Origin of the sequence: Streptosporangium becharense (assembly GCF_014204985.1) — a bacterium.
Classification (GTDB): domain Bacteria; phylum Actinomycetota; class Actinomycetes; order Streptosporangiales; family Streptosporangiaceae; genus Streptosporangium; species Streptosporangium becharense.
Genome location: NZ_JACHMP010000001.1, coordinates 3,595,071 through 3,619,460, shown reverse-complemented (window position 1 = coordinate 3,619,460; position 24,390 = coordinate 3,595,071). Strand labels below are relative to the sequence as shown.

The following is a 24,390-nucleotide window of genomic DNA, read 5'->3' as shown; positions in this document are numbered from 1 at the left end:
CTCAGACTTTCAGGAATCGTAGGACGGCCAGCACCCGGCGGTGGTCCTTGTCGGCGCCGGAGAGGTCGAGCTTGGTGAAGATGTTGTTGATGTGCTTGCCGACCGCGCTCTCGGAGATGACCAGCGCCTCGGCGATGCCGGCGTTGGACCGGCCCTCCGCGATCAGCGACAGCACCTCGCGTTCCCGGCGGGTCAGCCGGTCCAGCGGGTCGCTGTGCCTGCGCAGCAGCAGCTGGGCGACCACCTCCGGGTCCAGGGCGGTGCCGCCCGCGGCGACCCTGCGCAGCGCGTCGAGGAACTCGGTGACGTCGGCCACCCGGTCCTTGAGCAGGTAGCCGATCCCGCTGGTCGCGGTGGACAGCAGTTGGGTGGCGTAACGTTCTTCGACGTACTGGGAGAGCACGAGGATGGCGAGCGTGGGCCGCTGCCGGCGCAGGACGAGCGCCGCGCGCAGCCCCTCGTCGGTGTGCGACGGCGGCATCCGGACGTCGGTGACGACGAGGTCGGGCTCGTGCTCGTCCACGGCGCGCAGCAACTCGCCGGCGTCGGCCGCCGCGGCCACGACGTGCATGCCCGCCGAACCGAGCAACCGGATGAGACCCTCTCGCAGCAGCACCGAATCCTCGGCCAGCACTACGCGCACGGCAACTCCACTCTGATCGTCGTCGGCCCGCCGACCGGGCTGTCGACGATCAGGATGCCGTCCACCGATCCGACCCGCTGAGCCAGCCCGCGCAGCCCGCTGCCCCGGCTCGGGTCCGCGCCGCCCAGCCCGTCGTCGAACACGGCCAGCTGGAGCCGGCCGTCGCGCCGGCCGACCGTGACCTCGGCCTCGGACGCCTGCGCGTGCTTGGCGATGTTGGTCAGCGCCTCCGACACGACGAAGAACGCCACCGCCTCCACCGTCGGGGAGACCCGTTCAGGCATGTCGACGTCGAGCCGTACGGGGAGCGGCGCCCGCGCGGCCAGCCCGGACAGCGCCGCGTCCAGCCCCTGGTCGTTGAGCACGGCCGGGTGCAGCCCGCGGACGAAGTCGCGCAGTTCCTTCAGCGCGAGCTTCGCCTCCTCGTGCGCCTGCACGATCACCTGGTGGGCGGGTTCGGGCAGGTCGGTGAGGGTGGCGCGGGCCATGCCGAGGTTCATCGCCAGCGACACCAGCCGCTGCTGGGTGCCGTCGTGCAGGTCCCGTTCGATCCGCCGGCGCTCGGCGTCGGCGGCGTCGACCACCTCGGCGCGGCTCTCCCGGAGGGTCTCCACCCGTCGCACCAGCTGGTCGCTGACGCTGGGGCCGAGCAGGGCCTCGGCGGCGATCACGTCCAGCAGGGTGAACCCGCGGGCCAGCCACGGCCCGATGACGAGCAGCACGCCGGAGACGAGGACGAACGCCGCGGTGTGCCAGGTTTCCCCGGCCGTCCAGGTCCGCACCGCGAACGCGGCGGTGACCAGGCCGCCCGACCAGACCCCGACGACCGTGACGGCCCCCATCCCGTTGATCAGCGGGGTCAGCAGGTGGTAGGAGAGCCGACGCCAGGCGCTCCAGGTGCGCGCCTCCTCGGCCAGCCGCCTGAGGGGGTTCCTGCTCAACCGGCGAGGCGGGACCGGGGGGATGTCGGTGCCGAGGAAGGCGGAGAAGCGGGACCGCTGCAGCCGGGTGAGCAGTCGCACGACCCCGAAGAGCAGCAGCAGAGCCACCACCGGGACCACCACGGTCCACACCAGCATCACCGCCGCGGCCACCAGCCCCAGGATCACCGCCGCTCCCGGCAACGCGACCGCCAGGCCCGTCACCAGGTGCGCGGTGCGGAGCCAGGTCCGCGCCGACCAGTGGGCGCTGATCCTCTCCCAGGGGGTGGTCAACTCGGTGGAGGTCATCCCCCCACGGTAGAGATCACGGCGTTCCCGGGCACATGGCCGAGGTATCCCGAAAAAAGGTGGGGAAAACCCCACCTTTTCCTCTCGGACGGCGGGCCCTACTCCAGTGCGGAGCCGGGGTGGGCCGGCGCCGGTTCCGGGGCGGTGTCGCGGGGCAGGGCGGCGACGGCGGCGACGATCAGCGCGGGCAGCGCCAGGGACCACAGGAAGGCCGCCCGGTACCCGTCGGTGAGCGCCTGCGTGCCGGTCGCCCCGCCGGTCACCCCGCCGGTCGCCCCGCCGGTCACTGAGGCGGCGACCGCGCTGAGCACCGCCAGGCCCAGCGGCCCGCCGAGCTGGAAGGAGGTGTTCAGCAGGCCGGAGGCCAGCCCCTGGTCCTCGTCCGGCACCCCGCTGGTCGACACGATCATCGAGGGGGCGAACATCAGCCCGGCGCCCAGCCCGCTGATCAGCAGGCCGGGCAGCGCACCGGTCCACACGGCGCCGGACGGGGCCAGCCCGAGGAGGAGCAGCCCGAGCGCGGTGGCCGCAGCCCCCGCGGTGATCATCAGCCGCACCCCGAACCGCGCCACCAGCGCTCCCGCCCGCCCCGACACGACGACGATGATCGCAGTGACCGGCGCGAAGGCCAGCCCGGTCTCCAGGGGGGACATGCCGGCCACGTTCTGCAGCGAGAGCGTCGTGAAGTACTGCGTCACCAGGGCCGCCGCGGCGGACAGCGCGCAGATCAGGTTGCCGTACCGCACGGTGGGCGTGGCCAGCAGGGACGCTTTCACCACCGGTTCGGCCACCCGCCGCTCCACGACCGCGAACGCCGCCAGGGTGGCCGCCGAGGCACCCGCCATCACCCAGACCGCCGCCGTCGGGCCCTCCGCGGCACGGGTGACCGCCGCGACGAGCAGGACCACACCTCCGGTCAGCAGTACGGCGCCGGCCAGGTCGAGACGGCCCGTCCGGTCGGGCCGGTGACCGCCGACGATCCGGATCACCACCAGGATCACCACGATCCCCACGGGAATGTTGATCATGAAGATGGCCCGCCAGTGCACCAGGTCGGTCAGCAGTCCGCCGACCAGGGCGGCGCCGGTCGCCCCGGCCGAGCCCACGGCGCCCCACGCGCCGAGTGCCCGGTTGCGCACCTCGCCTTCGGCGAAGGCGGTGGTGAGCAGCGCGAGGGCCGTGGGCGAGACCAGGGCGCCGCCGACCCCCTGCAGGGCACGTGCGGCGAACAGGGTCACCGGGCCGGTGGCCAGCCCGGCCAGCGCCGACGCCACCGTGAAGACCACGAGCCCCGCGACGAGGATGCGCCGGTGCCCGAACAGGTCGCCGGCGCGCCCCGCGGTGATCATGAACCCGCCGTACGCCAGGCCGTACGTGGTGACCACCCACTGCAGGTCGGCGGGGGCGATGCCCAGGTCGGCGCGGATCGACGGCAGGGCGACGGTCACCACCACCAGGTCGAGGACGAGCATGACCTGGGCGGCGCAGAGGGCGGTCAGGAGTAACGCCGGCCGTCGCGACGCCGGATGCGCGGTGTTCGTGGACATGGAAGCCTCTCCCATTAGTAAACGACCATTCGTTTACTAATCTAGGATGGATCGGCTACCGTTATCAAACGGTCGTTCACTAATGCGGAGTGCGCCGGGCCGCTTCCGGCGCCGGAGGAGAACCATGCAGGCAACAGAAGCCGTCGCCCTCGTCGCGGGCGGCACCCGTGGCGCCGGCCGCGGCATCGCCGTCGAGCTCGGCGCGGCGGGCATGACCGTGTACGTCACCGGTCGCAGCACCCGCGAGGCCCCGTCGGACCTCGGCAGGTCCGAGACCATCGAGGAGACCGCCGAACTGGTCGGCGCGCGGGGCGGCACCGGGATCGCCGTCCGCTGTGACCACTCCGACCCGGAGCAGGTACGCGCGCTCGTCGAACGGATCCACGCCGACCACGGAAGGCTCGACCTGCTCGTCAACGACGTGTGGGGCGGTGACCAGCTCGCCCAGTGGGACAAGCCGTTGTGGGAGCACGACCTGGCGGGCGGCCTGCGCCTGCTGCACCGGGCCGTGGACACCCACATCATCACCAGCCACTTCGCCCTGCCGCTGATGATCGCCCAGGGGGGCGGGCTGGTCGTCGAGATCACCGACGGCACCGAACGCTGGGTCGACGAACTGCTGGGCGGTTACCGCGGCTCCTTCTTCTACGACCTGGCCAAACACGCCGTCATCCGGCTCGCCCGCAACCAGGCCGCCGAACTGAGGCCGCACGGCGTGGCGGCGGTCGCGCTGACCCCGGGATTCCTGCGCTCGGAGGCCATGCTGGACCACTTCGGCGTCACCGAGGAGAACTGGCGTGCCGGCGCGGACAAGGATCCGCACTTCGCGGCCTCGGAGACGCCCGCCTACATCGGCCGGGCCGTGGCCGCGCTCGCCGCCGACCCGGAGATCATGGCCAAGAGCGGCGGGTCGTACAGCACCGGTGAACTGGCCGCGGAGTACGGCTTCACCGACCTCGACGGCTCACGCCCCGACTTCCTGACCTACTACCGGGAGTTCCTCGGCCGGAACAGTTGACGGACAACATGTAACCCCTTAGGGGTTAGTCATGGGTTATAAATAGGAGGTGCCCGTTCCCGGGCACGCCCGCTGGAGCCCGGACCGGGACGCGGCCGAGAGGCGGCCGGGACACCCGGGAGACGGGCGCGTCCGCGGCTCGGAGAGGGGAACTCGTTCGTGAAGCGTGTGCTGCTGCTGGCGACCGGTGACACCATCGCCTACTCCCACGGGCCCGGCCGCTCGTCCGTCGCCTCCGGGGCGGAGCTTCTGCGGACCGTCCCCGCCGGAGCCCTCACGGCGGACGTCGTCGTGGAGGACGTGCCGGCGGAGCCGAGCTGGGACATGTCACCCTCCACGATGCTGGCACTGGCCCGCAGGGCACGCTCGGCCCTGCTGGGGGACGGGTTCGACGGCGTCGTGATCACACACGGCACCGACGCGCTGGAGGAGACCGCCTACCTCGTCGACCTGCTCGCGGGCGGGGCGGCCGAGCGCGGCGGAATCGTGCTGACCGGGGCCATCCGTTCCCTGGACGAGCTGTCCGGCGACGGCCCCCGCAACCTGGCCGCCTCCGTCACCGTCGCCGCCGACGGGGTGATGCGCGGCGCCGGGGCCGTCGTCTGCGTCAACGACGAGGTCCACGCGGCCCGCTGGGTCACCGAGGTCGACGCCGCGAGCGTCGCGGCCTTCTCGTCGGCCCCTTTCCCCCCGCTGGGCAGGGTGATCGGCGGCCGGGTCCAGACGCTCGCCGCCCCGCCGCCCCGGCCGCCCATGACGGCGGGGGAACCCGCGTCGGACGTCGCCCTGATCAAGACCTACCCGGGGATGGACTCCGTCCTGCTCACCGCGGTCGTGGACGCCGGAGCCCAGGGGATCGTGCTGGAGGGCACCGGCATGGGCAACGTGCCCGTCAGTCTCCTGTCGACGATCGCCGAGCTCACGGAGTGGGGGATCCCGGTCGTCGTCGCGTCCAGGTGCCGCACCCCGGCGACCCCGCTGGAGGACCTGCCCCCGGGCACGGGCCTGGCCGCCACGGTGGGGGCGATCGGCGCCCGCGGCCTGGCGCCGGCCAAGGCCCGCTGCGCGTTGATGGTGGCCCTGGCGACGGGCGGGGTGGACGCCGTCCGCGACTGGTTCGTGAGGCTCTGACGTCCCGGCCTGACTGCGGGGAATCTCGGACAGCACAAAATCTCTGAAAAAGGTGAGTACTTCGTCGTCGGGTGGGCACGTGGAGGGAGCCCGTGGTCCGGCGGAGGGCTGGGGAGGCCTCCGCCGGACCACTCCTCACCTCGCGCGGCTCGCCTCACGCGGCCCTGCCGCACGGATCGGCACCGGGGTCGCGCGGCCCGGCTCACACCGCGTAGGCGGTCCGCCAGTCACCGCAACGGGACGGGGTGGAGGAGACCGGGGAACTGACGCACACCCTGGTCTCCACGCGTGTCACGCCCTTCCTCTCGTAGGAGAACTCCGCGGTCTCACCGGGCCGGCAGACGCGGTCGACCACCACCTCGGGGGCGTCGTGCCCGGCTTCGGGGGCGTAGGTGAGCCGCACCTCCAGGTGTGCGCACGTGCCACCGCGCTTCGCGGCCCGGGTGTCCCGGTTGGACAGCCGGCCGGAGATCTCCAGCCGGCCGGGCGGCGTTCCGCCGGCCGCGGTGATCCGGCCGGAGACCGAGGCCGTGCCGTTCGCGGAGCTCTGCGGCCCCAGGGACGTGGTCGAGGCGGCGGCCGTGGGACTCGCGGCCGACGCGTCCGCCGGGACGGCCGAGGTGGCGGAGGCGGCGGTCAGAGCCGCGGGCGGGGAGGCGATGGCGAGCGCGCTCACGGTGGCGGTCACGGCGACGGTGACGGCGATCAGTCCCCGCGTGAACGGCTGCATGGGCGCTCTCTCCTCTACGGCACCCCGGGCCGGCTCGATGCCGGCGTCGGTGGCGGGGCGTATGAGCATGAAAGCGTCGTGCGCTTGCAAAGCCCCTACACGGCGCTTGTCGCGAGCCGGAAACCGAGGTGAGGAGGGGCGGCCACCCGACTCGGACCGTCGCCGCACGGCCCCGCGCCAGCCGCCGGGCCGGAGTCGATCAGTCCCGGTCGGCGGTCGGCCGCCGGCCGGGAGTGATCAGGCGGGGATCGAGACCCCGAGGCCGCCGCGGGTCTCGGCGCCGTAGCGTTCCTGCTCCGCGGCGATGTCGAGCGGCCTGATGGAGGAGCGTGCCCTCAGCAGTTCCTCGGTGAGGAGGGCGGCCGGAACCAGCCACGACACCTCGAACTCCAGCCCGTCGGGATCCTTGGCGTACAGGGCCTTGGTGGTGGAGTGGTCGGAGGCGCCGACCAGGGCGTCGAGCTCGGTGAGCTTGCGGGCGACGCGTTCAAGTTCGGCCAGGGTGTCGACCTCCCAGGCCAGGTGGTACAGCCCGACGGTCGAACGCCCGGCGCCGGAGGGGCCGGCCTGCGGGCCGAGCTGGAACAGGCCCAGGTCGTGGTCGTTGGTGGAGCCCGCGGCCTGGAGGAACGCGGCGCCGGGGCCGCTCATGACGACCGTGAAACCCAGGGCCTCCCGGTAGAACGCGACGCTGCGCTCCACGTCGCGCACGAAGAGGACCGCGTGGTTGAGCCGCTGGACCGGCATGGTTCCCCCTTGAAAACTTGAGAGTTCAAGTAGATTACCTCCGTTTGCTTGAGAGTTCAAGTAAGGTGGGGCCGTGACACGATGGCTGGACGACGACGAGCAGCGCACCTGGCGCGCGTTCCTGGCCGCCTCCCAGCGCATCCAGGAGGAGCTCGACCGGCAGCTGCTGCACGACTCCGGCATGCCGCACGCCTACTACGTCGTGCTGGTCAGGCTGTCCGAGGCGCCGGGGCGGACACTGCGGATGAGTGAGCTGGCGACGCAGGTCGACTCCTCGCAGAGCCGCCTGTCGCACGCGGTGAAACGCCTGGAGGAGCGCGGCTGGGTGCGTCGCGAGCCCTGTGCGGCCGACCGGCGCGTGAGCTGGGCGGTCCTCACCGACGAGGGGTTCGAGGTGCTCGCCGCCGCGGCCCCCGGCCACGTGGGGGCGGTACGGCGAAGCCTGTTCGACCGCCTGGACTCCGAGCAGGTACGGCGGCTCGCCGAGATCTGCGCCGCGATCCTCGGCGGGGACGGGGCGCCGACCGGGGAGGGCGGACCTGCGAGCGGGCGGTGAGCACGCCCTCGGACCGGTGAGAGCGAGCCCGGAGGCCGGTGAGCACGGGCCTGCGAGCGGTCGGTGAGCACGGCCCCGGACCGGTGAGAGCGGGCCTGCCGTCGGGCGGTGAGCACGGCCCCGGAGACCGGTGAGGACGGGTTCCGGGCGCCGGTGAATGCGAGTCCGGTGGACCGAGGCGAGCGGGTTCCGGCCGGTCACCGGTGGCGCGCGGCGCTCCCCGCGGATTGTCGGTGGCACACCGTACCGTTGGCCGCGGCCATTGGACTCAACGGGGGGATACGAGCATGGCGGATGTTTCCCGGACCGCGCCGGGCATCGACTACGAGGCGAACCGGATGCTCTTCCGGATCGTCCACGAGATCGCGGTGAGACACGCGGGGGCGAGCGTGCCCGAGGTGATGGCGGCGCTGCGCCTGCGCCTGGTCGGCGTCCCCGGCCTGGACGACCACGGGATGCGCCGGATCGCCGAGGAGATCAGCGTGGGCCGGGATCCGTCCGGGCTGTAGCCACGTGGCTCCACGGGTCGGCGACGACCCGGTGGATGACCTGGCCGGCGGCGCCGAGGGTCGCGGCGTCGCCGCCGAGCCGTGAGACGGCCAGGTCGGGCACGCTGCGGCGCATCGCGGCCAGCCGGTCGGTCATCGTCTGGTGCACCGGCCGGCGCAGCCACGGGAACAGCGGGGCGAAGACCCCGCCCAGCACGATCGTCCCGGGGTCGGTCAGGTGCACCGCGGAGGTGAGGGCGACGCCGAGCGCCTGGCCGGCGCGCCGGCAGGCCCGCAGCGCGTCCTCGTCGCCCGCCTCCAGGCGCTCCAGCAGCACGGGCACGCCCTCGGCCATCCCGTCCAGCCCGGCGGCCCGCAGCAGGGCGTCCTGACCCGCGTACTGCTCCAGGCAGCCCCGGCCGCCGCAGCGGCACTCGGGACCGTCGGGGACGACCACCACGTGTCCCAGCTCCCCGGCGAGCCCCCGGGCGCCGCGGAAGAGGGTGCCGCCCACCACCAGGCCCGCGCCGATGCCGATCTCTCCCGACACGTGCAGGAAGTCGTCGGGTGCCGAGCCGAACCAGAGCTCGCCCAGCGCGGCCAGGTTGGCCTCGTTGTCCACCTCGACGGGGAAGTCGAGCAACTCGGCCACGCGGACGTCGCGCCAGCCGAGGTTCGGGGCCGTGTGCACCAGCCCGCCGTCCACCAGGCCCGGCACCGCGAGGGTGGTGCCGGCGATGACGAGACCCGCCAGACGCGCTTCATCCACAGCCTTGTGGGCAAGTCTCCCCAGGTGGGAAAGGGTTTCCACAGGGGAGGCCGCACGGTTGTCCACAGCCTGTGCATAGCGGAGCCGCACGGCGAGGGTGAGGTCGACCACGCATGCGGACAGGTGGTTCACATTGACTTCGAGGCCGAGCGCGGCGACGCGCGCACCGCTGAGGGCGACGGCCGTCCCCGGCCGTCCCCGCTCGCCGTCCCTGAGCGTGCCGGACTCGGCGACCATGCCCGCCTGGAGCAGGTCACCGACCATCTTCGACACCGTCGTCTTGGTCAGCCCGGTGATCTCGGCCAGCGCGGCACGGGTGACCGGCCCGCTCCTGCGCACCTCGGCGAGGACCACGCCCAGGTTGCGGGCACGCATCGAGTCGTGGCGTACGGCCTGCGTCATGGAACACCCACCTCTTGACGATCCCACCACCCCGATCCATATTAAATCCATAAAGTGGATTAAATCGGAGGAACGCAGATGAGCGCCTACACCCCCAAGCCCGAAGACCGCTTCACCTTCGGGCTCTGGACCGTCGGCTGGCAGGCCCGCGATCCCTTCGGGGACGCGTCCCGGGCCCCGCTCGACCCGGTGGAGAGCGTCCACCGGCTCGCCGAGCTCGGCGCCTACGGCGTCACCTTCCACGACGACGACCTGCTGGCCGTCGAGCCCGACCGCGACCGGGCGATCGCCGCCTTCAAGAAGGCGCTGGCCGACACCGGGCTGAAGGTCCCGATGGCCACCACCAACCTCTTCACCCACCCGGTCTTCAAGGACGGGGCCTTCACCAGCAACGACCGCGACGTCCGCCGTCACGCGCTGCGCAAGGTCATCCGCAACATCGACCTCGCCGTGGAACTGGGGGCGACCACCTACGTCTGCTGGGGCGGGCGCGAGGGGGCCGAGTCCGACGCGGCCAAGGACGTCCGGGCGGCGCTCAGCCGCTACAAGGAGGGGCTGGACCTGCTCACCTCCTATGTGATCGAGCAGGGCTACGACATCCGCTTCGCCATCGAGCCCAAGCCGAACGAGCCGCGCGGCGACATCCTGCTGCCGACCATCGGCCACGCGCTCGCGTTCATCAACGAGCTGGAGCACCCCGAGCGGGTCGGCCTCAACCCCGAGGTCGGTCACGAGCAGATGGCCGGGCTGAACTTCGTGCACGGCATCGCCCAGGCGCTCTGGCACGGCAAGCTCTTCCACATCGACCTGAACGGCCAGCACGGCCCCAAGTACGACCAGGACCTGATCTTCGGCCACGGCGACGTGAAGAGCGCCTTCTTCCTGGTGGACCTGCTGGAGCACGGCGGCTACGACGGCCCCCGCCACTTCGACTACAAGCCGCTGCGCACCGAGGACGCCGAGGACGTCTGGGTCTCCGCCGCCGCCAACATGCGCACCTACCTGATCCTGAAGGAGAAGGCCGTCGCCTTCCGCGCCGACCCCGAGGTCGCCGAGGCGCTGGCCGCCAGCCGGGTCGCCGAGCTGTCGGAGCCCACGCTGGCCCCGGGCGAGACGCTCGCCGACCTGGCCCGCGACGACTTCGACCCCGACAAGGCGGCCGAGCGCGGCTTCCACTTCACCCGCCTCAACCAGCTCGCCGTGGAGCACCTCCTCGGGGTCCGCGGATGACCCTCGTGGCCGGGGTCGACTCCTCGACCCAGAGCTGCAAGGTGGTGATCAGGGACGCCCGCACGGGCGCCCTGGTCCGCCAGGGCCGCGCGGCCCACCCGGAGGGCACCGAGGTCGACCCCGAGGCGTGGTGGACGGCGCTGCGGGAGGCGCTGGACCGGGCGGGGGGGCTGGAGGGCGTCGAGTCCCTGAGCGTCGGCGCCCAGCAGCACGGCATGGTCTGCCTCGACTCCTCCGGCGCCGTCGTCAGGAAGGCGCTGCTGTGGAACGACACCCGTTCCGCCGGAGCCGCCGCCGACCTGGTGGAGGAACTGGGCGGGCCGCGGCGGTGGGCCGAGGCGGTGGGCAGCGTGCCCGTCGCGTCGTTCACCGTGACCAAGCTCCGCTGGCTGGCCGAGCACGAGCCCGGCTCCGCCCGCCGCACCGCCCGCGTCTGCCTGCCGCACGACTGGCTCACCTGGCGGCTGGGCGGGGAGTTCGTCACCGACCGGGGTGACGCCTCGGGCACCGGGTACTGGTCGCCCGCGACCGGCTCCTACCGGACCGATCTCCTGCGGGTGGCCTTCGGCGCCGAGCCCGGCCTCCCCACCGTGCTGGGCCCCCGCGACCCCGCGGGCGAGGTGCGGGCCGCGGCGGGCGTGCCCGTCACGGGAACGGTGCGTCTCGCCCCGGGCACCGGTGACAACATGGCCGCGGCCCTGGGCGTCGGTGCCGAGCCCGGGGACGTGGTGGTGTCGATCGGGACCTCCGGGACGGCCTTCGCGGTCGCCGGCGGCCCGAGCGCCGACCCCGGCGGTCTCGTGGCCGGGTTCGCGGACGCCACCGGCCGGTTCCTGCCGCTGGTGTGCACGCTGAACGCGGCCCGGGTCCTCCAGGCCGCCGCGCAGGTGCTCGGCGTGGGCACCGACGAGTTCGACCGGCTGGCCCTCACCGCCCCGGCCGGGGCCGGCGGCCTCGTCCACGTGCCGTACCTGGAGGGGGAGCGCACCCCCAACCTGCCCGGCGCCACCGGGTCGCTGCACGGCCTGACCCTGGCCACCTCGACCCCCGCCCACCTGGCCAGGGCGGCGGTGGAGGGCCTGCTCTGCCATCTCGCCGACGCCTTCGACGCGCTCGGCCTCGACCCGGCCAGGGTCCTGCTCATCGGGGGCGGCGCCCGCTCGGAGGCCGTCCGGCGGATCGCCCCCGCGGTCTTCGGCAGACCGGTGTTCGTCCCCGAGCCCGGGGAGTACGTCGCGGACGGCGCGGCCAGGCAGGCCGCCTGGCTGCTCGCCGGCGGGGACGAGCCCCCGGCCTGGGAGACCGGTGCGGCGCGGCGCTACGAGGCCGACCCGGTACCGGAGATCAGGGCCCGTTACGCCGAGGTCCGCGGCCTCGGCTGATCGGCGTCCCGGGAAGGTTCCGGCCCGGTTCCGGCAGGCCGGGCCTTCCGCGCGGGTCCGGGCGGTGCGTCCGGGACGGGGCAGGGTTCCGGAGCCGTCCGGCGGGGGTTCCCCGAGCCGCCGCCGGCGGGAGGCCCGTCCCTCTCGGGGGAGGGGACGGGCCTCAGGGACGCCTCAGGGTCGGGTCAGGGATCCTGCCGGATGCCTGAAACACCTTCCACCGGACAGTCTTGACGCATGCTCGTGCCCAAGAGGCTCTACCCGCTGCTCGCGTGCGCCGGGATCATGATGGCCGTCGTGGCCGCGGTCGTCGGCCAGATCGAGTCGGCTCCGTACCTGGACTCGCTCCACCTGACGCTCGGCGAGTACGCCGTACTGGGCGGCGGCGGAGGAGCGATCGGGTTCGCGCTGGCCGCGCTGGCGGGCGCCTCCCTCGCCACGGTCGCGGGGCTGCGGGCGGCCGCGGCGCCGGTGGGCACGGCGGCCGAACGGCTCCTGCTGGTCTGGAGCGCCGCGCTGGCCGTGCTCGCGGTGCTGCCCGCACTGGCACCGGGACTGGACGCGGAAGCGGCCGCCCAGGCGTACCGTTACACGTCGATCGTCGCGTTCGCCGCGGTGCCCGCCGCGGGCGGGCTGATGGCGGCGGGGTTCCGCCGGGACGAGCGGTGGCGGCCGGTGGCCGCGCCGGTGGAGTGGCTGGCGCTGGCCGGCGGGTTCGGTCTGCTGGCGCTCGTCTACGTCGCGCTCCCGGGGCACGGGGTGCTCATCGGTCTCGTCGAGCGCGTCACGCTGGTCATCGGAACCGCGCTGATCGGTGTGCCGGCGGTCCGGGTCGCCCGGCTGACCTGGGCCCGCGGTGCCACTCGCGCCTCACAGGCCGCACTGGGCTGACCTGCCACTTCACATAGCTATTTCATGACATGTCACAAATGAGCTACAAATAGCATGGGTCGCCGATGCTATTCTCGTCGCCGATCTAGAGGTCGCCGCGGATCCCCCCATGGCGTTCCGCGAACGAACCGTTGAGGTGACATGGCATCGAGCAGGTCCATTCGGTTCAAGCTCTCGATGCTTCTGGCGATCCCGCTCACCTCACTGGTCGCCATCTGGGGCTTCGCGACGGTCGTCACGGTCGGCGACTCCCTGAGCCTGCTCACCGTCGACAGGCTGTACCGGTCCATCGGCGCGGCCGCCGCGGACCTGAGCACCGCGCTCCAGCGTGAGCACGTCCTGTCCGCCGAGTACCTGGCCACCCGGTCCCGCGCCGACCGCGACACCCTCGCCGGCCAGCGCGTGGTCAGCGACCAGGCCCGCACCCGCCTGCGCAGGCAGACGAGCGCCGACGACGTGCAGTCGTCCATGTCGGCGGAGATGAGGGCCCGCTACGCCGAGCTGATGAAGCACGTGGACGCGATAGGCACGGTCCGCGCCAAGGTCGACGAGGGACGGATCGGGCCGGTGGGCCTCTCCCAGGAGTTCGCCCTGGTGCCGGAGGCGCTGCACCGCCTCTACGTCACCGTGAGCCTCGGCGAGGACCTGCCGCTGTACCAGCAGTCGCGCGGCGTCACGATGATCAGTCAGGCCAAGGACCTCCTCAGCCGCGAACGGGCGCTCGCCACGGGCACGCTGGCGCTCGGGCAGCCGATGAAGGACGACGAACTGCGCTTGTTCGCCCGGCTGGCCGCCAACCGGACCTTCCTCATGGACCAGGCGCTGTCCGAGCTGGAGCCCGAGCTGCGCGCTCCCTTCGCCGAGCTGACCGGTTCGCCGCTGTACGACCGCTTCACCGGGCTGGAGAGCCGCCTCCTCGGCGGCTCGGCCGTCTCCCTCGCCGAGTGGCGGACCGCGGGCGACGACCTGGACGCCTCCTACCAGCGATCCCTGACCGGCGCGGGGCTCGCGCTCACCGAACGGGCCGCCCCGCTGGCCACCGCCACCTTCGTCCGCGCCGGGGTCGCCGGCGTGCTCGGTCTTCTCGCGGTCGTCGCGTCGCTGCTGGTCTCGTACCGGATCGGCAGCGGCCTCATCAGGGAGCTCGCCGGGCTGCGGCGGGCCGCCGCGGACCTCGCCGAGGTGCGGCTGCCGAAGATCATGGAGCGGTTGCGCCGCGGTGAGCGGGCCGACGTGGCGGCCGAGGCGCCCGAGCTGGAGCCGCTGGGCAGCACGGCCGAGGTGCACGACGTCGCCATGGCCTTCGACAGCGTGCGGCGCAGCGCCGTGGACGCCGCCGTGGAGCAGGCCAGGCTGCGCGACGGGGTGGCCCAGGCGTTCCGCAACCTCGCCCGGCGCAGCCAGTCGCTGCTGCAACGCCAGCTGAAGCTGCTCGACGGCATGCAGACGCAGGCCGAGGACCCCGAGGCGCTGGAGAACCTCTTCCTGCTCGACCATCTCACCACCCGCATGCGCCGGCACGCCGAGGGCCTGGTGATCCTGTCCGGCGGCGCCTCGGGCCGCAGGTGGCGCTCGGCGGTGCACATGGAGGACGTGCTACGGGGGGCCACCGCCCAGGTCGAGAACTACGCCCGGGTACGCATCCTCCCGATGGGCGGCACGACCCTGGCCGGCAACGCGGTGGCGGACATGATGCACCTGTTCGCCGAGATCATCGAGAACGCCACGGTCTTCTCCCCGCCCGGCAGCCAGGTCTCGGTCCGGGGCGAGCCGGTGAGCGGGGGCTTCGCCGTCGAGATCGAGGACCGGGGGCTCGGGCTCACCGCCGAGAAGCGCGCGGCGATCAACGAGCGCCTGGCCCGCCCGCAGGAGTTCGATCCCGCCGAGACCGACCGGCTGGGGTTCGCCGTGGTCGGCCTGCTCGCCGCCCGCTACAAGGTCGAGGTGACGCTGCGCTCCTCCCCGTACGGCGGTACCGGTGTGGTCGTGCTGCTTCCCGAGGAACTGCTGGGCGACCCGGAACAGATCGGCCCGCAGGATCCGCCGCATCTCACCGTGCTGCCCGAACTGCCCGAGTCGTCCGCGGCCCCCGAGGACACCGCGCCCGCCGCGCCGCCCGCGGTGCCGATTCCCGCGGACCTGTGGCGGCCGACGCGGCGCGGCGGCGGCCTGCCCCGGCGGGTGCGTCAGGCGAACCTGCCGCCGAGACCCGCCGAGGAGTCCCCCGGTGCCGAGGCCGAGGAGCGGTCGCCCGAGGAGGCGAGAGCGCTGATGACCGCCCTCCAGTCGGGCTGGCGACGCGGCCGGGCCGAAGACGGGGACGGGGATGACGGATGATGAGCGGTGGACGGGGAAACGGCTTCGCGGGGGGAACCGCGCAACCTGATCGACCAGGCCGGTGGGGACCGGCCGCCAACGAGATCATCAGAGGGGAAGGGGTTTAACCACGTGCCGGGTGAGCTGTATTGGCTTCTGGATGACTTCGTCACGAGTGTGGCGGACGTCTCACACGCGCTGGTCCTGTCCAACGACGGGCTCATGATGGCCTCGTCCCGAGGGCTGAGCAAGGAGGACGCCGACCACCTCTCGGCGGTGGCCTCCGGGTTCCAGAGCCTCGCCAAGGGGACCAGCCTGCAGTTCGGCGGGGGGACGGTGCGCCAGACGATGGTGGAGATGGACTCCGCGTTCCTGTTCGTCACCGCCGCGGGCCAGGGAAGTTGCCTGGCGGTCATGACCACCGGCGCCGCCGACGTGGGACTGATCGCCTATGAGATGGCCCGGCTGGTGACCCGGGTCGGCCAGCATCTGGCCACCAATCCCCGGATGGCGGGCCAATGAGCGATGTCGAGTGGGTCGACGAGGACGCCGGGCCCGTCGTGCGTCCCTACGCCGTCACCGGCGGACGCACCAGGACCGCGTCCGCCAGGTTCGACCTGCTGGCCATGGCCGTGGCCACGGGGACGCCGATCTCCGCGGGCACGCACCTGGGCTCCCAGCACCGCCGGCTGCTCAACCTGGTCCGGCGGGCCCGCCCGATCGCGGAGATCGCCTCGGACGCGGGCCTGCCGGTCGGGGTGATCAGGGTGCTGCTGGGCGATCTGCTGGACCACGGCCTGATTCTGGTGCGGTCGCCGATCCCCGCAGCGTCGGCGCCGCCGGAGAACCTGCTCAGGGAGTTGATCAGCGGCCTGCGTGCCCTGTGAACCGGATCTTCTCCGAGGGCCCGGCCTCATGAGGCCGGGCCCTCGGAGAAGATCCGCCGGTCCGCTCAGCTCTGGTTCGCGGTCAGCACCTTCAGCGAGTGCTCCACCAACGTCACCAGCACGGTCTTCGCCGAAGCCCGGCGACGCACGTCGCACAGCAGCACCGGCACGTCCGGGTCGAGATCCAAGGCCACCCTGACCTCCTCGGCGTCGTGCCGGTCGGCGCCGTCGAAGCAGTTGACGGCCACGATGAACGGCGTGCCGCGCTGCTCGAAGTAGTCGATCGAGGGGAAGCAGTCGGTCAGTCGGCGGGTGTCGGCGAGGACCACCGCACCCAGCGCGCCGTAGGACAGCTCATCCCACATGAACCAGAAACGCTCCTGGCCGGGGGTGCCGAACAGGTAGACGACCAGGCCGTCCCTGATCGTGATGCGTCCGAAGTCCATCGCGACCGTGGTGGTGGTCTTCCCCTCGACGCCGTCGACGTCGTCGATGCCGATGCCGCGGTCGGAGAGCACCTCCTCGGTGCGGAGCGGCCGGATCTCACTGATGGCGCCGACGAGCGTGGTCTTGCCCACCCCGAAACCGCCCGCGATGAGAATCTTGAGGGCGACGGGTTCGTCAGAGGGCCCGAAGTCCATTGATCACTTCCTTGAGAATGCGCTCGCTCGCGGAGGCGCGCCCGATCGAGATGAGCTTGTGGTCCTTGAGGTCGCCGAGCAGGACACGGACCACCCCGAGCGGCAGATCGAGGTCCGAGGCGATGTCGGCGACCGAGGTGGCGGTGGTGACGAGGGCGAGGATGCGTTCCTGCTCGGGGCCGGGCACGAACCCCCCGGCCGGGGCGGTACCGGTCGCGGTGACCATCGCGACCAGGTCCAGTGTGTCACCGGAGGAACGCGTGCGGCCCCCGATGAGCGCGTAGGGCCGTACGATCGGCCCGGCCTCCTCGTCCATCCACTGTGTCATCCGGACCTCCGGCGATGAGCCAAGGGATCGAACGGCCCCCACGGGGAGACGTGGTCGCCTCGTTCGCTCACGAGAGCCCCTGACGGGGGTTGGTGGAGATGTGCTGGCCGACCCGCTTGACGAGCATCGCCATCTCGTAGGCGATGTGGCCGACGTCGGCGTCGGAGCTGCTCAGCACGGCGAGGCAGGTGCCCTGCCCGGCGGCGGTGACGAACAGGAACGCCGACTCCATCTCCACGATGGTCTGGCGCACCTCGCCACCGCCGAAATGGCGTCCCGCGCCGCGCGCCAGGCTCTGGAACCCGGAGGCGACCGCGGACAGATGCTCGGCGTCCTCGCGGCTGAGCCCCTTCGAGAAGCCGACGGCGAGCCCGTCGGTCGAGAGGATCACCGCCTGTCGTACCGCGCCCACCCTGGTGGTCAGGTCGTCGAGGAGCCAGTTCAGCTCGCCGGTGCTGCTCAATTTTCCGGTCATTCGTCCCCCTTGTCGCCTGTCATGTGGTGTGCGAAGTCAGTGCTCTGCTCCTCGCGCCCGCGCCGGGCACCCGCCTGGAAGGCGGAGAACAGGGCACGGACCTCCTCGGGTGAGCGTTCCTCGCACGGCCCGGTCTTGGGTGCCCGGTCGGCGGGCGTCGCCTCCGGCTCCTGACGGAGCTGGGGTGCCAGGTTCGCCTGCCGGATCCGCCTGGGCAGCCCGCCCGGCCCCTTGGGAGGCTCCACGGCCGTGTGGCGCGTCGGGCCGCCGTGCCCGGTCGTGGCGGTGCGGCCGGCCGGGTCCTCACCGGATGTCTCGCCGACCTTCCCCGGCCCCTCCGGCGGCTCCTGGGGCTGCAGAGGCCGTGAGCCCGCATCCCAGATCGACTCGCGGCGGGCCGGCTGCCCCGCCGGGTCACCGGGAAGCGTCCCGGGCCGGCCGTTCGCCGGATCGTCGGACCGCGCCGCCGACCGGCCGTTCCCCGGGTCCCCGGAACGCGTCCCGGAGCGGCCGTTCGCCGGACCGCGGGCGGGCAGATCGGTCACCACGCTGAGGGACGGACCGGCGGACGCCGCGGACGGCGGGACCGACCTCGTCCTGCGGGGCAGGCCACCGGACGGCCGGTCCTCGCCCGCGCCTGCCCGGGACGCCGCCGGTGCGGGGTCGGACGCGGAGCGCGGGACGCTCCCGGCCGGCTCGCCCGCCCGGTCGGCGGAGCTGAAGGGCGTCCGCTCGGCGGAGCTGAAGGGCGTCCGCTCGGCGGTGAGACTGAGCGGCGTGTCGGACTCGGCGATCAGCGCGCGCGGAATGAGCACGATGGCCGTGGTCCCGCCGAACGGCGAGGCGCGCAGCATGACCTGGACCCCGTGCCGGGAGGCGAGCTGGCCCACCACGAACAGGCCGAGGCGGTCGCTGTCGGCGAGGTCGAACTCCGGCGGGTCGGCCAGCCTCTCGTTGATCGCCGCGTACTCCATGCTGCTCAGCCCCAGGCCGCGGTCCTCCACCTCGACGGCGAAGCCGTTGGCCACCACGTCACCGCGCACGGTCACCGTGGTCTGCGGCGGCGAGAAGATCGTGGCGTTCTCGATGAGCTCGGCCACCAGGTGCGTGAGGTCGGCCACCGCGGAGCCGTCGAGCGACACCTCCGGCAGCGGCAGCACGTTGACCCGGGTGTAGTCCTCGACCTCGGCGATCGCGGCCCGCAGGACGTCGACCACCGGCACCGGCTTGCGCCACGCCCGGCCCGGCGCCGCACCGGACAGGATGATCAGGCTCTCGGCGTGCCGCCGCATGCGGGTGGTCAGGTGGTCCAGCCGGAACAGGTCCTCAAGGCCGTCGGGGTCGGTGGACCGGCGCTGCATGCTGTCGAGCAGCGTGAGCTGACGGTGGAGCAGGCTCTGCTTGCGCCGGGCCAGGTTCACGAAGACCTGGCTGACGCCGCGGCGAAGGTTGGCCTGGCCGACCGCGGCCTCGACGGCGGTGCGCTGCACCGAGCCGAACGCGTGGGCGACGTCGTGCACCTCGGCCGAACCGCCCGCCTTGATCGGCGGCGCCTCGGCCTGCACGTCGACCTCCTCGCCGCGCCGGAGCCGCTCCATGACACGCGGCAGCCGCACGTCCGCGAGGTCCAGGGCCGCCGAACGCAGACCGGCGAGCTCCCCGGCCAGCCGGCGGCCGAACCGGACGGAGAAGATGATCGAGGCGACCACCGCGACCAGGCCGACGCCGCCGGCGATCGCGATGCGGATCATGATGTCGGTGGCCACGGCCCCGGCCCGCTCGGACAGCTTCTTCGAGGACGACAGGCCGATCTGGTCGAGCCAGGTGGCGACTCCGTTGGCGGTCGCCTTCCACGAGGCGGCCTGCGGCGGCAACCGGTCGCCGGAGGATTCGATGATGGCCTTCTCCAGCTCGGTGAACTTCTCGAAGGCCGTGGAGGAGAAGGTGTCGCGGTAGGGCTTGCCCAGCTCGGCGTCCAGCGCGGCCAGTCCGCGCGTGTGCAGGAAACGCCGCGTGGCGACGTAGTCGGCGAAGGCGTGACGTTCGTCGTGGGACAGCTGATGATCGATCAAAGCCCCGCTGACCAGGGCGTTCTCCCGGGCGATCATCTCGCGGGCGTTGCCCATCGACTGCATGGCGGAGGCCTGCTGGAAGATCGCCAGGTCGGGCACCGCGGACATCTGGTCGTAGATCAGGAAGACCGAGTCGAGGATCTGGTTGTAGCTGGCCAGCGCGCTCAGCCGCGAGTGCCGGCTGCTGTCGACGCCCGCGCGGATGGCGGGGAGCCGGTCGAGCTGGCGGAGCAGCCCGGTCAGCGACGCGCGCAGTTCCGGACTGCCGGAATCACCGTCGGCCGAGGCCTTGCGGAACGCCTCGGCGGCCCGGTCGGTCCGGGCACGCTGCTCGCCGACCCCGCTGACGGACTCCCGGGAGCTGACGACCACCGACGCCTGGGTCCGCTCCGCCTGGAGCTGCAGGCCCAGCTCGGTGGAGGTGAGGCCCACCGACTGGTAGAGGTCGGCGGCCCGCAGCAGGCTGACCCCGTCGCCCACGGTCAGGTTGAGGACGAAGCCCCACATCGCGCTCAGGGACAGCAGGGGTAGGAGCAGCAGCAAGAAGATCTTGAACCGAATCGAGCGGTTTGCAGAGCCCATGTCCACTCGTCCCAACCTCTGAGCGTGTGGAGGCTCGTGCCGCTTTAGGGATGTATACGCCTCCGGAAGATCGCACAGGAGACTAGCACCGAATAAGGTTTCCGCGCAGTGGAGGATGGGATGATTACTGTGATTACCGGGGCCAGTGCCGGAATCGGCGAGGCCGCCGCGGTGGAGCTCGCCCGGCGCGGGCAGCAGGTTGTTCTGGTCGGCCGTAACCCGGAGAAACTGGACCGGGTGGCCGAGCGGGTGCGGGGGGCCGCAGGAGCCCGTCCGGCGACGTTCACCTGCGACTACACCTCTCTCGACGACGTGCGCCGGCTCGCCGCTGACCTGCGCGACCGATACGAGCGGATCGACGTCCTCGTCAACAACGCGGGTGTCATGACCACCGAGCGGAAGCTCACCCGCGACGGTCACGAGACCATGATCCAGGTGAATCACCTCGCGCCTTTCCTGCTGACGAACCTGCTGCTCGACCGGGTGGGGAGCCGTGTGATCACCACTTCCTCCCGCGCGGGCAAGACCGGGCGGCTCGACCCGTCCGACCTCGACCGCGAGCGGCGGCGCTGGAGCGGCTGGCTGCAGTACGGCGACTCCAAGCAGGCGGGAGCGCTGTTCACCGTGGAGCTGGCCCGGCGCCTGGCCGGCACCGGCGTGACCGCCACCTGCTTCCACCCCGGCGTGATCAAGACCGAGTTCGCCCCGTCGACGTTCGTGATGTGGATGGTGAAGAACATCCCCGGCATGGGGCAGACCGTCGAGCAGGGTGCGAGCACCCTGGTCCACCTCGCCACCCATCCGGACGGCGCGGCGCACCCGGGCCGTTACTTCGCCGGGAGCGCCCCCGCGTCCGTCCCGAAGGGGATGTCCGACCCCGAGCTCGCCCGCGTCCTCTGGGAGGCCAGCGAGGCCGCCGTGGCCTGACCGCCGCCCCGCCGTCCGGCGGGCGTGCCGTGGAGGCGGCGGGGACGAAGTTCCCCGGGGCGTCATCGGCGGTTCGCCGGGCGTTGGACACGGCCGGTTAACGTCCCGGGGCTGTGAGCGTCACGACCCCGCCGCGGGTGGCCCCCACGCCCGCCGGGGGCCGGGATCCCTTCTTCGACAACGCCAAGTTCCTGGCGATGGTCCTCGTCGTCTCCGGCCACCTCGTCGAGGACCTGCGGGACGTGGCCGTCGCGCACGCGGCCTACTTCTTCGTCTACACCTTCCACATGCCGCTGTTCATCGTGCTCAGCGGTTACCTGTCGCGGAACTTCACCTTCTCCTCGGGCAAGGCGCGCAAGCTGATCAGCACGCTCGCCGTGCCGTATGTGATCTTCGAGCTGCTCTACGCGCTGCCCCGTCTCGTCCTGTACGGCAAGCTCGACATCAGCCTCCTCGATCCGTACTACCTGACCTGGTTCCTGATGTCGCTGTTCCTGTGGCGGCTGTCCACCCCGGTCTGGCAGCAACTCCGGTGGCCGCTGGCGGTCGCGGTCGGCCTGTCGCTGCTGTCGGGGATGAGCAGGCTGCCCGACGAGCTGTCGATGAACCGCACGCTCGGGCTGCTCCCGTTCTACGTGCTCGGCCTCATGCTCCGGCCGGAGCACTTCGCCTGGCTGCGGCGGCGGCGGGTCCGCGCGGCCGGGGCGTTCACCCTGGTCGCCGGGGCCGTCGTGGCCCTGGCCGTGCACACTCAGGTCAAGACCGAGTGGATCCGCTGGCGGCACGCCAACGACGTGATCGGGGTGGACGACCTCACCGGCAGCCTGATCCGCCTCGGCATGCTGGCCGCGGGTGCGCTGCTGGTCGCGGCCTTCCTGGCGGTGACCCCGTCCCGGCGGACCTGGTACTCCGGGCTCGGCGCCGCCACCATGTACGCCTACCTGCTCCACGGCCTGATGGTGAAGGTCGCCGAACGCTTCTACGGCGACTGGGCCGAGACCGTGCCGGGGGTGGCCGCGGTGGCGCTCTTCGGGGTGGTTCTCGCCGCCCTGCTGTGCACCGGGCCGGTCAGGCGGGTCACCCGCTGGGCGGTCGAACCCGAGATGAGCTGGGCATTCACCAGGATCAGGCGGCCCGTGCGATCCGGTGGCGGCGTCGCACCGGCCCGTAGCGGACCGGTGGACGTGAGCGACGGCGCCGCGCTCGGCCGTACCGGGCCGGTGCCGCACGCGGGCGACGGCGTCGCACCGGCCCGTGCCGGACGGGCGGATGTGGGCGACGGCGCCGTACCCGGCCGGGGGCGTCAGGTCTGAAGGTCGTCCACCGCCCGGTAGGCGGCGGTGATCGCCGCGTCGGCGCGGGGGGACGGGACGGAGTCGGAGTTGGCGATCGCGATCCGGCCGTGCCGCCGCCGGGCCGCGTTCGCCGGGAACGGGCCGTCGGGGTAGAAGTCGATGTCCCACGGGGTGGCGTACTCTGGCGCGTAACCGTGCCCCCACCGGTTGACGGTGATCGCCTCGATGTCGCGGACCGGATCGAACCCGCCGGGCCCGAGCAGCCGGGCGAGCTGCTCGCGGATGCCGTACTCCAGGTGGGCGTACGGGGTCTTGAGCAGCGCGTACCGCCCGGCGATCGAACCGTGCGCCGGGGACATCCCCGGCGCGACCGGCGAACCGGTCAGGTGCACGGTGATCGGTTCCTCGGGCCGCCCGGGGCTCCGGTAACCGCCGATGTCGATCGGATCGGCGAGTTCGGCCACGCACCAGTAGGCACCGGTGAACCGGGTCCGCCGTATCCCCAGCTCCTTCCAGGCCCGCCAGTCGCGCAGCTGGACCGTCGCGTGCAGGACCGGCACCTTGACCGCCCGGTGCAGCGCCCGCTCCTGGGCGGGCGGCAGGTCGTCGACCAGGTACGGGATCATCGCGTTCCAGCAGGCCAGGATGACACCGCCCGCCTGGACGGTCCTGACCCGGTCGCCGTCGAAGTAACCGACCGTGGCGCCGGTGGCGCGTCCGGGGGCACCCTCGGGGGCACCATCGTTGGCGACCGAGACCACCGGGCTGGACAGCCGGACGCGCACCCGGTTGCCCGGCCGGTCGAGCGTGCCGTAGTCGAACTCCGCGGTGGTGATCCTCTCCGCGTCCACGGCGGTGGCGAATCCGGGGATCATCCGGCCGAGCATCATCCGCACGATCGCCTGGTTGCCCTCGGGGAAGCAGTGGACGCGCGGCTCGTCGGCGCCCCAGTTCCTGATCACGGTCGGGGAGTTGTACCGGGACGGCTTGTCCCGGTCGAGCCCGAGCCCCTGGAGGCCGGGGTACGGCCGGCCGTCCACGCCGCCCCAGGCGTCGATGGCGCCCAGCGCGTCCGCGCCGTACCCCCACTCCTCGACGGGCAGGGTTCTGACGAAGGCCAGGACGTCGGGGTGCGCGCCGCAGACGTCCCGCAGGAAGCCCGAGTAGGTCAGCCGGGCCAGCCGCTCCTGCTTCTCCTCGGCCGACAGCCGGGGGAACCAGTCGGGCGGGTCCTCGTACAACATGACCAGGTCCCTGCGGGCCCGCTCCGCGACCGGCAGCTCGGCGATCCAGCGGCGGGGGCGGGCATCGGGGGTGAGCACGACCAGCCGGTCCGCGGAGCCGGCGGGGAAGGACTCCCGGTCGCAGAAGACGGAGTCGTGCATGCCCAGACGTTCGTACCGCCGCCGGTCGACGTACCTCTCCAGGCGCCGCGGCCGGATCCCGAGCTTGTCCAGCAGGTCCTTGCCCTCGGGGGTCCAGGCCGACGGGTTCCTGATCGACCGCGACCCGCCGTACGCGACCAGCGGCCCCGTGCGTCCCCGCGGGGAGAACTCGTTGCGGCGGGCGTGTCCGCCCACCTCGTCGTGGTTGTCCAGGATCAGGATCCGCGCGCGGGGGTGGCGCTCCAGCCACCGGTGGGCCGCGGCGACGCCGCTGATGCCCGCGCCGACCACGACCAGGTCGTAACGCTCCCCGGTGGCCTCGGGCGTGCCGGCGTACGGCCAGAACCGTCCGTCGCGCAGGGCGTGCGGCACGCCGATCGCCTCCGCGGTGTCGCCGCGCAGCCCGGTGAAGGCGGGCGGGTAGGAGAGGTCGGCAGGAGCCTGGAGCTCGTCCGCGCCGGGGGCACCGGTCACGGCGGCCCGCGCGCCGCCGCACCCGGCCGGCGACCCCAGCGCCGCGATCCCGGCGATCACGGCCACCCCGTCGAAGAAGTCGCGGCGGGAGATGGGCCGGTCCATGCCGAGTTCCCGGGCCTTACGCGGATTGATCTCGCGAGGATCGGTCATGGGGCGATCCTCACGATGTGAACGGACCGTCGCCGCCGCCGCGCTGCTTTCCCGTGAACTTTTTACCCGGGCTGGGGAAACGTGCCGGGTGA

The 24,390-nt window shown here is 72.7% G+C and carries 23 protein-coding genes; 12 read left to right on the top strand and 11 right to left on the bottom strand.

Annotated elements, in window-relative coordinates:
- Position 1 precedes the first annotated feature (1 nt).
- The 3 genes from F4562_RS15675 to F4562_RS15665 all read right to left on the bottom strand — a co-directional run bounded on the left by F4562_RS15675 (position 2) and on the right by F4562_RS15665 (position 3,419).
- Positions 2 to 643: a response regulator gene (locus F4562_RS15675; protein ID WP_184537302.1), complete on the bottom strand. Its 642-nt coding sequence runs from the start codon at positions 641 to 643 to the stop codon at positions 2 to 4.
- Complete coding sequence (locus F4562_RS15670; RefSeq protein ID WP_184537304.1) at positions 634 to 1,872, bottom strand: sensor histidine kinase; 1,239 nt, start codon at positions 1,870 to 1,872, stop codon at positions 634 to 636. Before F4562_RS15670 ends, F4562_RS15675 begins: the two co-directional genes overlap by 10 nt.
- Before the next feature lie 98 nt (positions 1,873 to 1,970).
- The gene (locus tag F4562_RS15665) at positions 1,971 to 3,419 is read right to left on the bottom strand and encodes an MFS transporter (protein ID WP_184537306.1); all 1,449 of its coding nucleotides are present in this window, start codon (positions 3,417 to 3,419) and stop codon (positions 1,971 to 1,973) included.
- A gap of 124 nt (positions 3,420 to 3,543) precedes the next feature.
- Here F4562_RS15665 and F4562_RS15660 point away from each other — a divergent pair, with 124 nt between their 5' ends.
- Together F4562_RS15660 and F4562_RS15655 are read left to right on the top strand one after the other, a co-directional pair.
- A complete protein-coding gene (locus F4562_RS15660; RefSeq protein ID WP_184537308.1) occupies positions 3,544 to 4,437 on the top strand; it encodes an SDR family oxidoreductase in 894 nt (297 codons plus the stop codon).
- A 159-nt stretch (positions 4,438 to 4,596) separates the two neighbouring features.
- Positions 4,597 to 5,568 (top strand): asparaginase, encoded by a 972-nt coding sequence (locus F4562_RS15655; RefSeq protein WP_184537309.1) that lies wholly within the window; start codon positions 4,597 to 4,599, stop codon positions 5,566 to 5,568.
- Between the two features lie 202 nt (positions 5,569 to 5,770).
- Here F4562_RS15655 and F4562_RS15650 read toward each other — a convergent pair whose 3' ends face one another.
- The gene (locus F4562_RS15650; RefSeq protein ID WP_184537311.1) at positions 5,771 to 6,298 is read right to left on the bottom strand and encodes a hypothetical protein; all 528 of its coding nucleotides are present in this window, start codon (positions 6,296 to 6,298) and stop codon (positions 5,771 to 5,773) included.
- A 237-nt stretch (positions 6,299 to 6,535) separates the two neighbouring features.
- Positions 6,536 to 7,045, bottom strand: coding sequence for a VOC family protein (locus F4562_RS15645; RefSeq protein WP_184537313.1), 510 nt, complete (start codon positions 7,043 to 7,045; stop codon positions 6,536 to 6,538).
- A gap of 73 nt (positions 7,046 to 7,118) precedes the next feature.
- Between F4562_RS15645 and F4562_RS15640 the strand changes: the two genes are divergently transcribed.
- Both F4562_RS15640 and F4562_RS15635 read left to right on the top strand, forming a co-directional pair.
- Complete coding sequence (locus F4562_RS15640) at positions 7,119 to 7,601, top strand: MarR family winged helix-turn-helix transcriptional regulator (RefSeq protein WP_184537315.1); 483 nt, start codon at positions 7,119 to 7,121, stop codon at positions 7,599 to 7,601.
- A 287-nt stretch (positions 7,602 to 7,888) separates the two neighbouring features.
- Positions 7,889 to 8,110: a hypothetical protein gene (locus tag F4562_RS15635; RefSeq protein ID WP_184537317.1), complete on the top strand. Its 222-nt coding sequence runs from the start codon at positions 7,889 to 7,891 to the stop codon at positions 8,108 to 8,110.
- On the opposite strand, the gene F4562_RS15630 is transcribed toward F4562_RS15635, so the two are convergent.
- Positions 8,079 to 9,260 (bottom strand): ROK family transcriptional regulator, encoded by a 1,182-nt coding sequence (locus F4562_RS15630; RefSeq protein ID WP_184537319.1) that lies wholly within the window; start codon positions 9,258 to 9,260, stop codon positions 8,079 to 8,081. The genes F4562_RS15635 and F4562_RS15630 overlap by 32 nt on opposite strands.
- A 78-nt stretch (positions 9,261 to 9,338) precedes the next feature.
- Between F4562_RS15630 and xylA the strand changes: the two genes are divergently transcribed.
- The 6 genes from xylA to F4562_RS15600 all read left to right on the top strand — a co-directional run bounded on the left by xylA (position 9,339) and on the right by F4562_RS15600 (position 15,966).
- A complete protein-coding gene (xylA, locus tag F4562_RS15625) occupies positions 9,339 to 10,490 on the top strand; it encodes a xylose isomerase (RefSeq protein WP_184537321.1) in 1,152 nt (383 codons plus the stop codon).
- Complete coding sequence (xylB, locus tag F4562_RS15620) at positions 10,487 to 11,872, top strand: xylulokinase (protein WP_184537323.1); 1,386 nt, start codon at positions 10,487 to 10,489, stop codon at positions 11,870 to 11,872. Before xylA ends, xylB begins: the two co-directional genes overlap by 4 nt.
- Before the next feature lie 237 nt (positions 11,873 to 12,109).
- Positions 12,110 to 12,763: a DUF998 domain-containing protein gene (locus F4562_RS15615; RefSeq protein WP_184537324.1), complete on the top strand. Its 654-nt coding sequence runs from the start codon at positions 12,110 to 12,112 to the stop codon at positions 12,761 to 12,763.
- A gap of 141 nt (positions 12,764 to 12,904) precedes the next feature.
- Complete coding sequence (locus F4562_RS15610; protein ID WP_184537326.1) at positions 12,905 to 15,100, top strand: sensor histidine kinase; 2,196 nt, start codon at positions 12,905 to 12,907, stop codon at positions 15,098 to 15,100.
- A 111-nt stretch (positions 15,101 to 15,211) separates the two neighbouring features.
- Positions 15,212 to 15,601, top strand: a complete 390-nt coding sequence (locus F4562_RS15605) for a roadblock/LC7 domain-containing protein (protein ID WP_184537328.1) — start codon at positions 15,212 to 15,214, stop codon at positions 15,599 to 15,601.
- Complete coding sequence (locus F4562_RS15600; RefSeq protein ID WP_184537330.1) at positions 15,598 to 15,966, top strand: DUF742 domain-containing protein; 369 nt, start codon at positions 15,598 to 15,600, stop codon at positions 15,964 to 15,966. Before F4562_RS15605 ends, F4562_RS15600 begins: the two co-directional genes overlap by 4 nt.
- Positions 15,967 to 16,031: 65 nt before the next feature.
- Here F4562_RS15600 and F4562_RS15595 read toward each other — a convergent pair whose 3' ends face one another.
- From F4562_RS15595 to F4562_RS15580, 4 genes are all read right to left on the bottom strand, one after another.
- Positions 16,032 to 16,607: a GTP-binding protein gene (locus tag F4562_RS15595; RefSeq protein ID WP_184537332.1), complete on the bottom strand. Its 576-nt coding sequence runs from the start codon at positions 16,605 to 16,607 to the stop codon at positions 16,032 to 16,034.
- The gene (locus tag F4562_RS15590) at positions 16,588 to 16,935 is read right to left on the bottom strand and encodes a DUF742 domain-containing protein (protein WP_184537334.1); all 348 of its coding nucleotides are present in this window, start codon (positions 16,933 to 16,935) and stop codon (positions 16,588 to 16,590) included. Before F4562_RS15590 ends, F4562_RS15595 begins: the two co-directional genes overlap by 20 nt.
- Before the next feature lie 67 nt (positions 16,936 to 17,002).
- A complete protein-coding gene (locus F4562_RS15585; protein ID WP_184537336.1) occupies positions 17,003 to 17,410 on the bottom strand; it encodes a roadblock/LC7 domain-containing protein in 408 nt (135 codons plus the stop codon).
- The gene (locus F4562_RS15580; RefSeq protein WP_184537338.1) at positions 17,407 to 20,064 is read right to left on the bottom strand and encodes a nitrate- and nitrite sensing domain-containing protein; all 2,658 of its coding nucleotides are present in this window, start codon (positions 20,062 to 20,064) and stop codon (positions 17,407 to 17,409) included. Before F4562_RS15580 ends, F4562_RS15585 begins: the two co-directional genes overlap by 4 nt.
- 120 nt (positions 20,065 to 20,184) lie before the next feature.
- Between F4562_RS15580 and F4562_RS15575 the strand changes: the two genes are divergently transcribed.
- Both F4562_RS15575 and F4562_RS15570 read left to right on the top strand, forming a co-directional pair.
- Positions 20,185 to 20,991: an SDR family oxidoreductase gene (locus F4562_RS15575; protein ID WP_184537340.1), complete on the top strand. Its 807-nt coding sequence runs from the start codon at positions 20,185 to 20,187 to the stop codon at positions 20,989 to 20,991.
- A gap of 113 nt (positions 20,992 to 21,104) precedes the next feature.
- The gene (locus F4562_RS15570) at positions 21,105 to 22,304 is read left to right on the top strand and encodes an acyltransferase family protein (protein WP_184537342.1); all 1,200 of its coding nucleotides are present in this window, start codon (positions 21,105 to 21,107) and stop codon (positions 22,302 to 22,304) included.
- Here F4562_RS15570 and F4562_RS15565 read toward each other — a convergent pair.
- Complete coding sequence (locus F4562_RS15565) at positions 22,295 to 24,298, bottom strand: NAD(P)-binding protein (RefSeq protein ID WP_246473444.1); 2,004 nt, start codon at positions 24,296 to 24,298, stop codon at positions 22,295 to 22,297. The genes F4562_RS15570 and F4562_RS15565 overlap by 10 nt on opposite strands.
- Positions 24,299 to 24,390 lie beyond the last annotated feature (92 nt).

Bases quoted from the DNA above. Each gene is read 5' to 3' on its own strand.
- F4562_RS15615 (WP_184537324.1), top strand. From the start codon at position 12,110: ATGCTCGTGCCCAAGAGGCTCTACCCGCTGCTCGCGTGCGCCGGGATC.
- F4562_RS15610 (WP_184537326.1), top strand. From the start codon at position 12,905: ATGGCATCGAGCAGGTCCATTCGGTTCAAGCTCTCGATGCTTCTGGCG.
- F4562_RS15600 (WP_184537330.1), top strand. From the start codon at position 15,598: ATGAGCGATGTCGAGTGGGTCGACGAGGACGCCGGGCCCGTCGTGCGT.
- F4562_RS15645 (WP_184537313.1), bottom strand. From the start codon at position 7,045: ATGCCGGTCCAGCGGCTCAACCACGCGGTCCTCTTCGTGCGCGACGTG.
- F4562_RS15595 (WP_184537332.1), bottom strand. From the start codon at position 16,607: ATGGACTTCGGGCCCTCTGACGAACCCGTCGCCCTCAAGATTCTCATC.
- F4562_RS15670 (WP_184537304.1), bottom strand. From the start codon at position 1,872: ATGACCTCCACCGAGTTGACCACCCCCTGGGAGAGGATCAGCGCCCAC.
- F4562_RS15665 (WP_184537306.1), bottom strand. From the start codon at position 3,419: ATGTCCACGAACACCGCGCATCCGGCGTCGCGACGGCCGGCGTTACTC.
- xylA (WP_184537321.1), top strand. From the start codon at position 9,339: ATGAGCGCCTACACCCCCAAGCCCGAAGACCGCTTCACCTTCGGGCTC.
- F4562_RS15565 (WP_246473444.1), bottom strand. From the start codon at position 24,298: ATGACCGATCCTCGCGAGATCAATCCGCGTAAGGCCCGGGAACTCGGC.
- F4562_RS15590 (WP_184537334.1), bottom strand. From the start codon at position 16,935: ATGACACAGTGGATGGACGAGGAGGCCGGGCCGATCGTACGGCCCTAC.
- F4562_RS15580 (WP_184537338.1), bottom strand. From the start codon at position 20,064: ATGGGCTCTGCAAACCGCTCGATTCGGTTCAAGATCTTCTTGCTGCTG.
- F4562_RS15585 (WP_184537336.1), bottom strand. From the start codon at position 17,410: ATGACCGGAAAATTGAGCAGCACCGGCGAGCTGAACTGGCTCCTCGAC.
- F4562_RS15575 (WP_184537340.1), top strand. From the start codon at position 20,185: ATGATTACTGTGATTACCGGGGCCAGTGCCGGAATCGGCGAGGCCGCC.
- F4562_RS15650 (WP_184537311.1), bottom strand. From the start codon at position 6,298: ATGCAGCCGTTCACGCGGGGACTGATCGCCGTCACCGTCGCCGTGACC.
- F4562_RS15635 (WP_184537317.1), top strand. From the start codon at position 7,889: ATGGCGGATGTTTCCCGGACCGCGCCGGGCATCGACTACGAGGCGAAC.
- xylB (WP_184537323.1), top strand. From the start codon at position 10,487: ATGACCCTCGTGGCCGGGGTCGACTCCTCGACCCAGAGCTGCAAGGTG.
- F4562_RS15660 (WP_184537308.1), top strand. From the start codon at position 3,544: ATGCAGGCAACAGAAGCCGTCGCCCTCGTCGCGGGCGGCACCCGTGGC.
- F4562_RS15630 (WP_184537319.1), bottom strand. From the start codon at position 9,260: ATGACGCAGGCCGTACGCCACGACTCGATGCGTGCCCGCAACCTGGGC.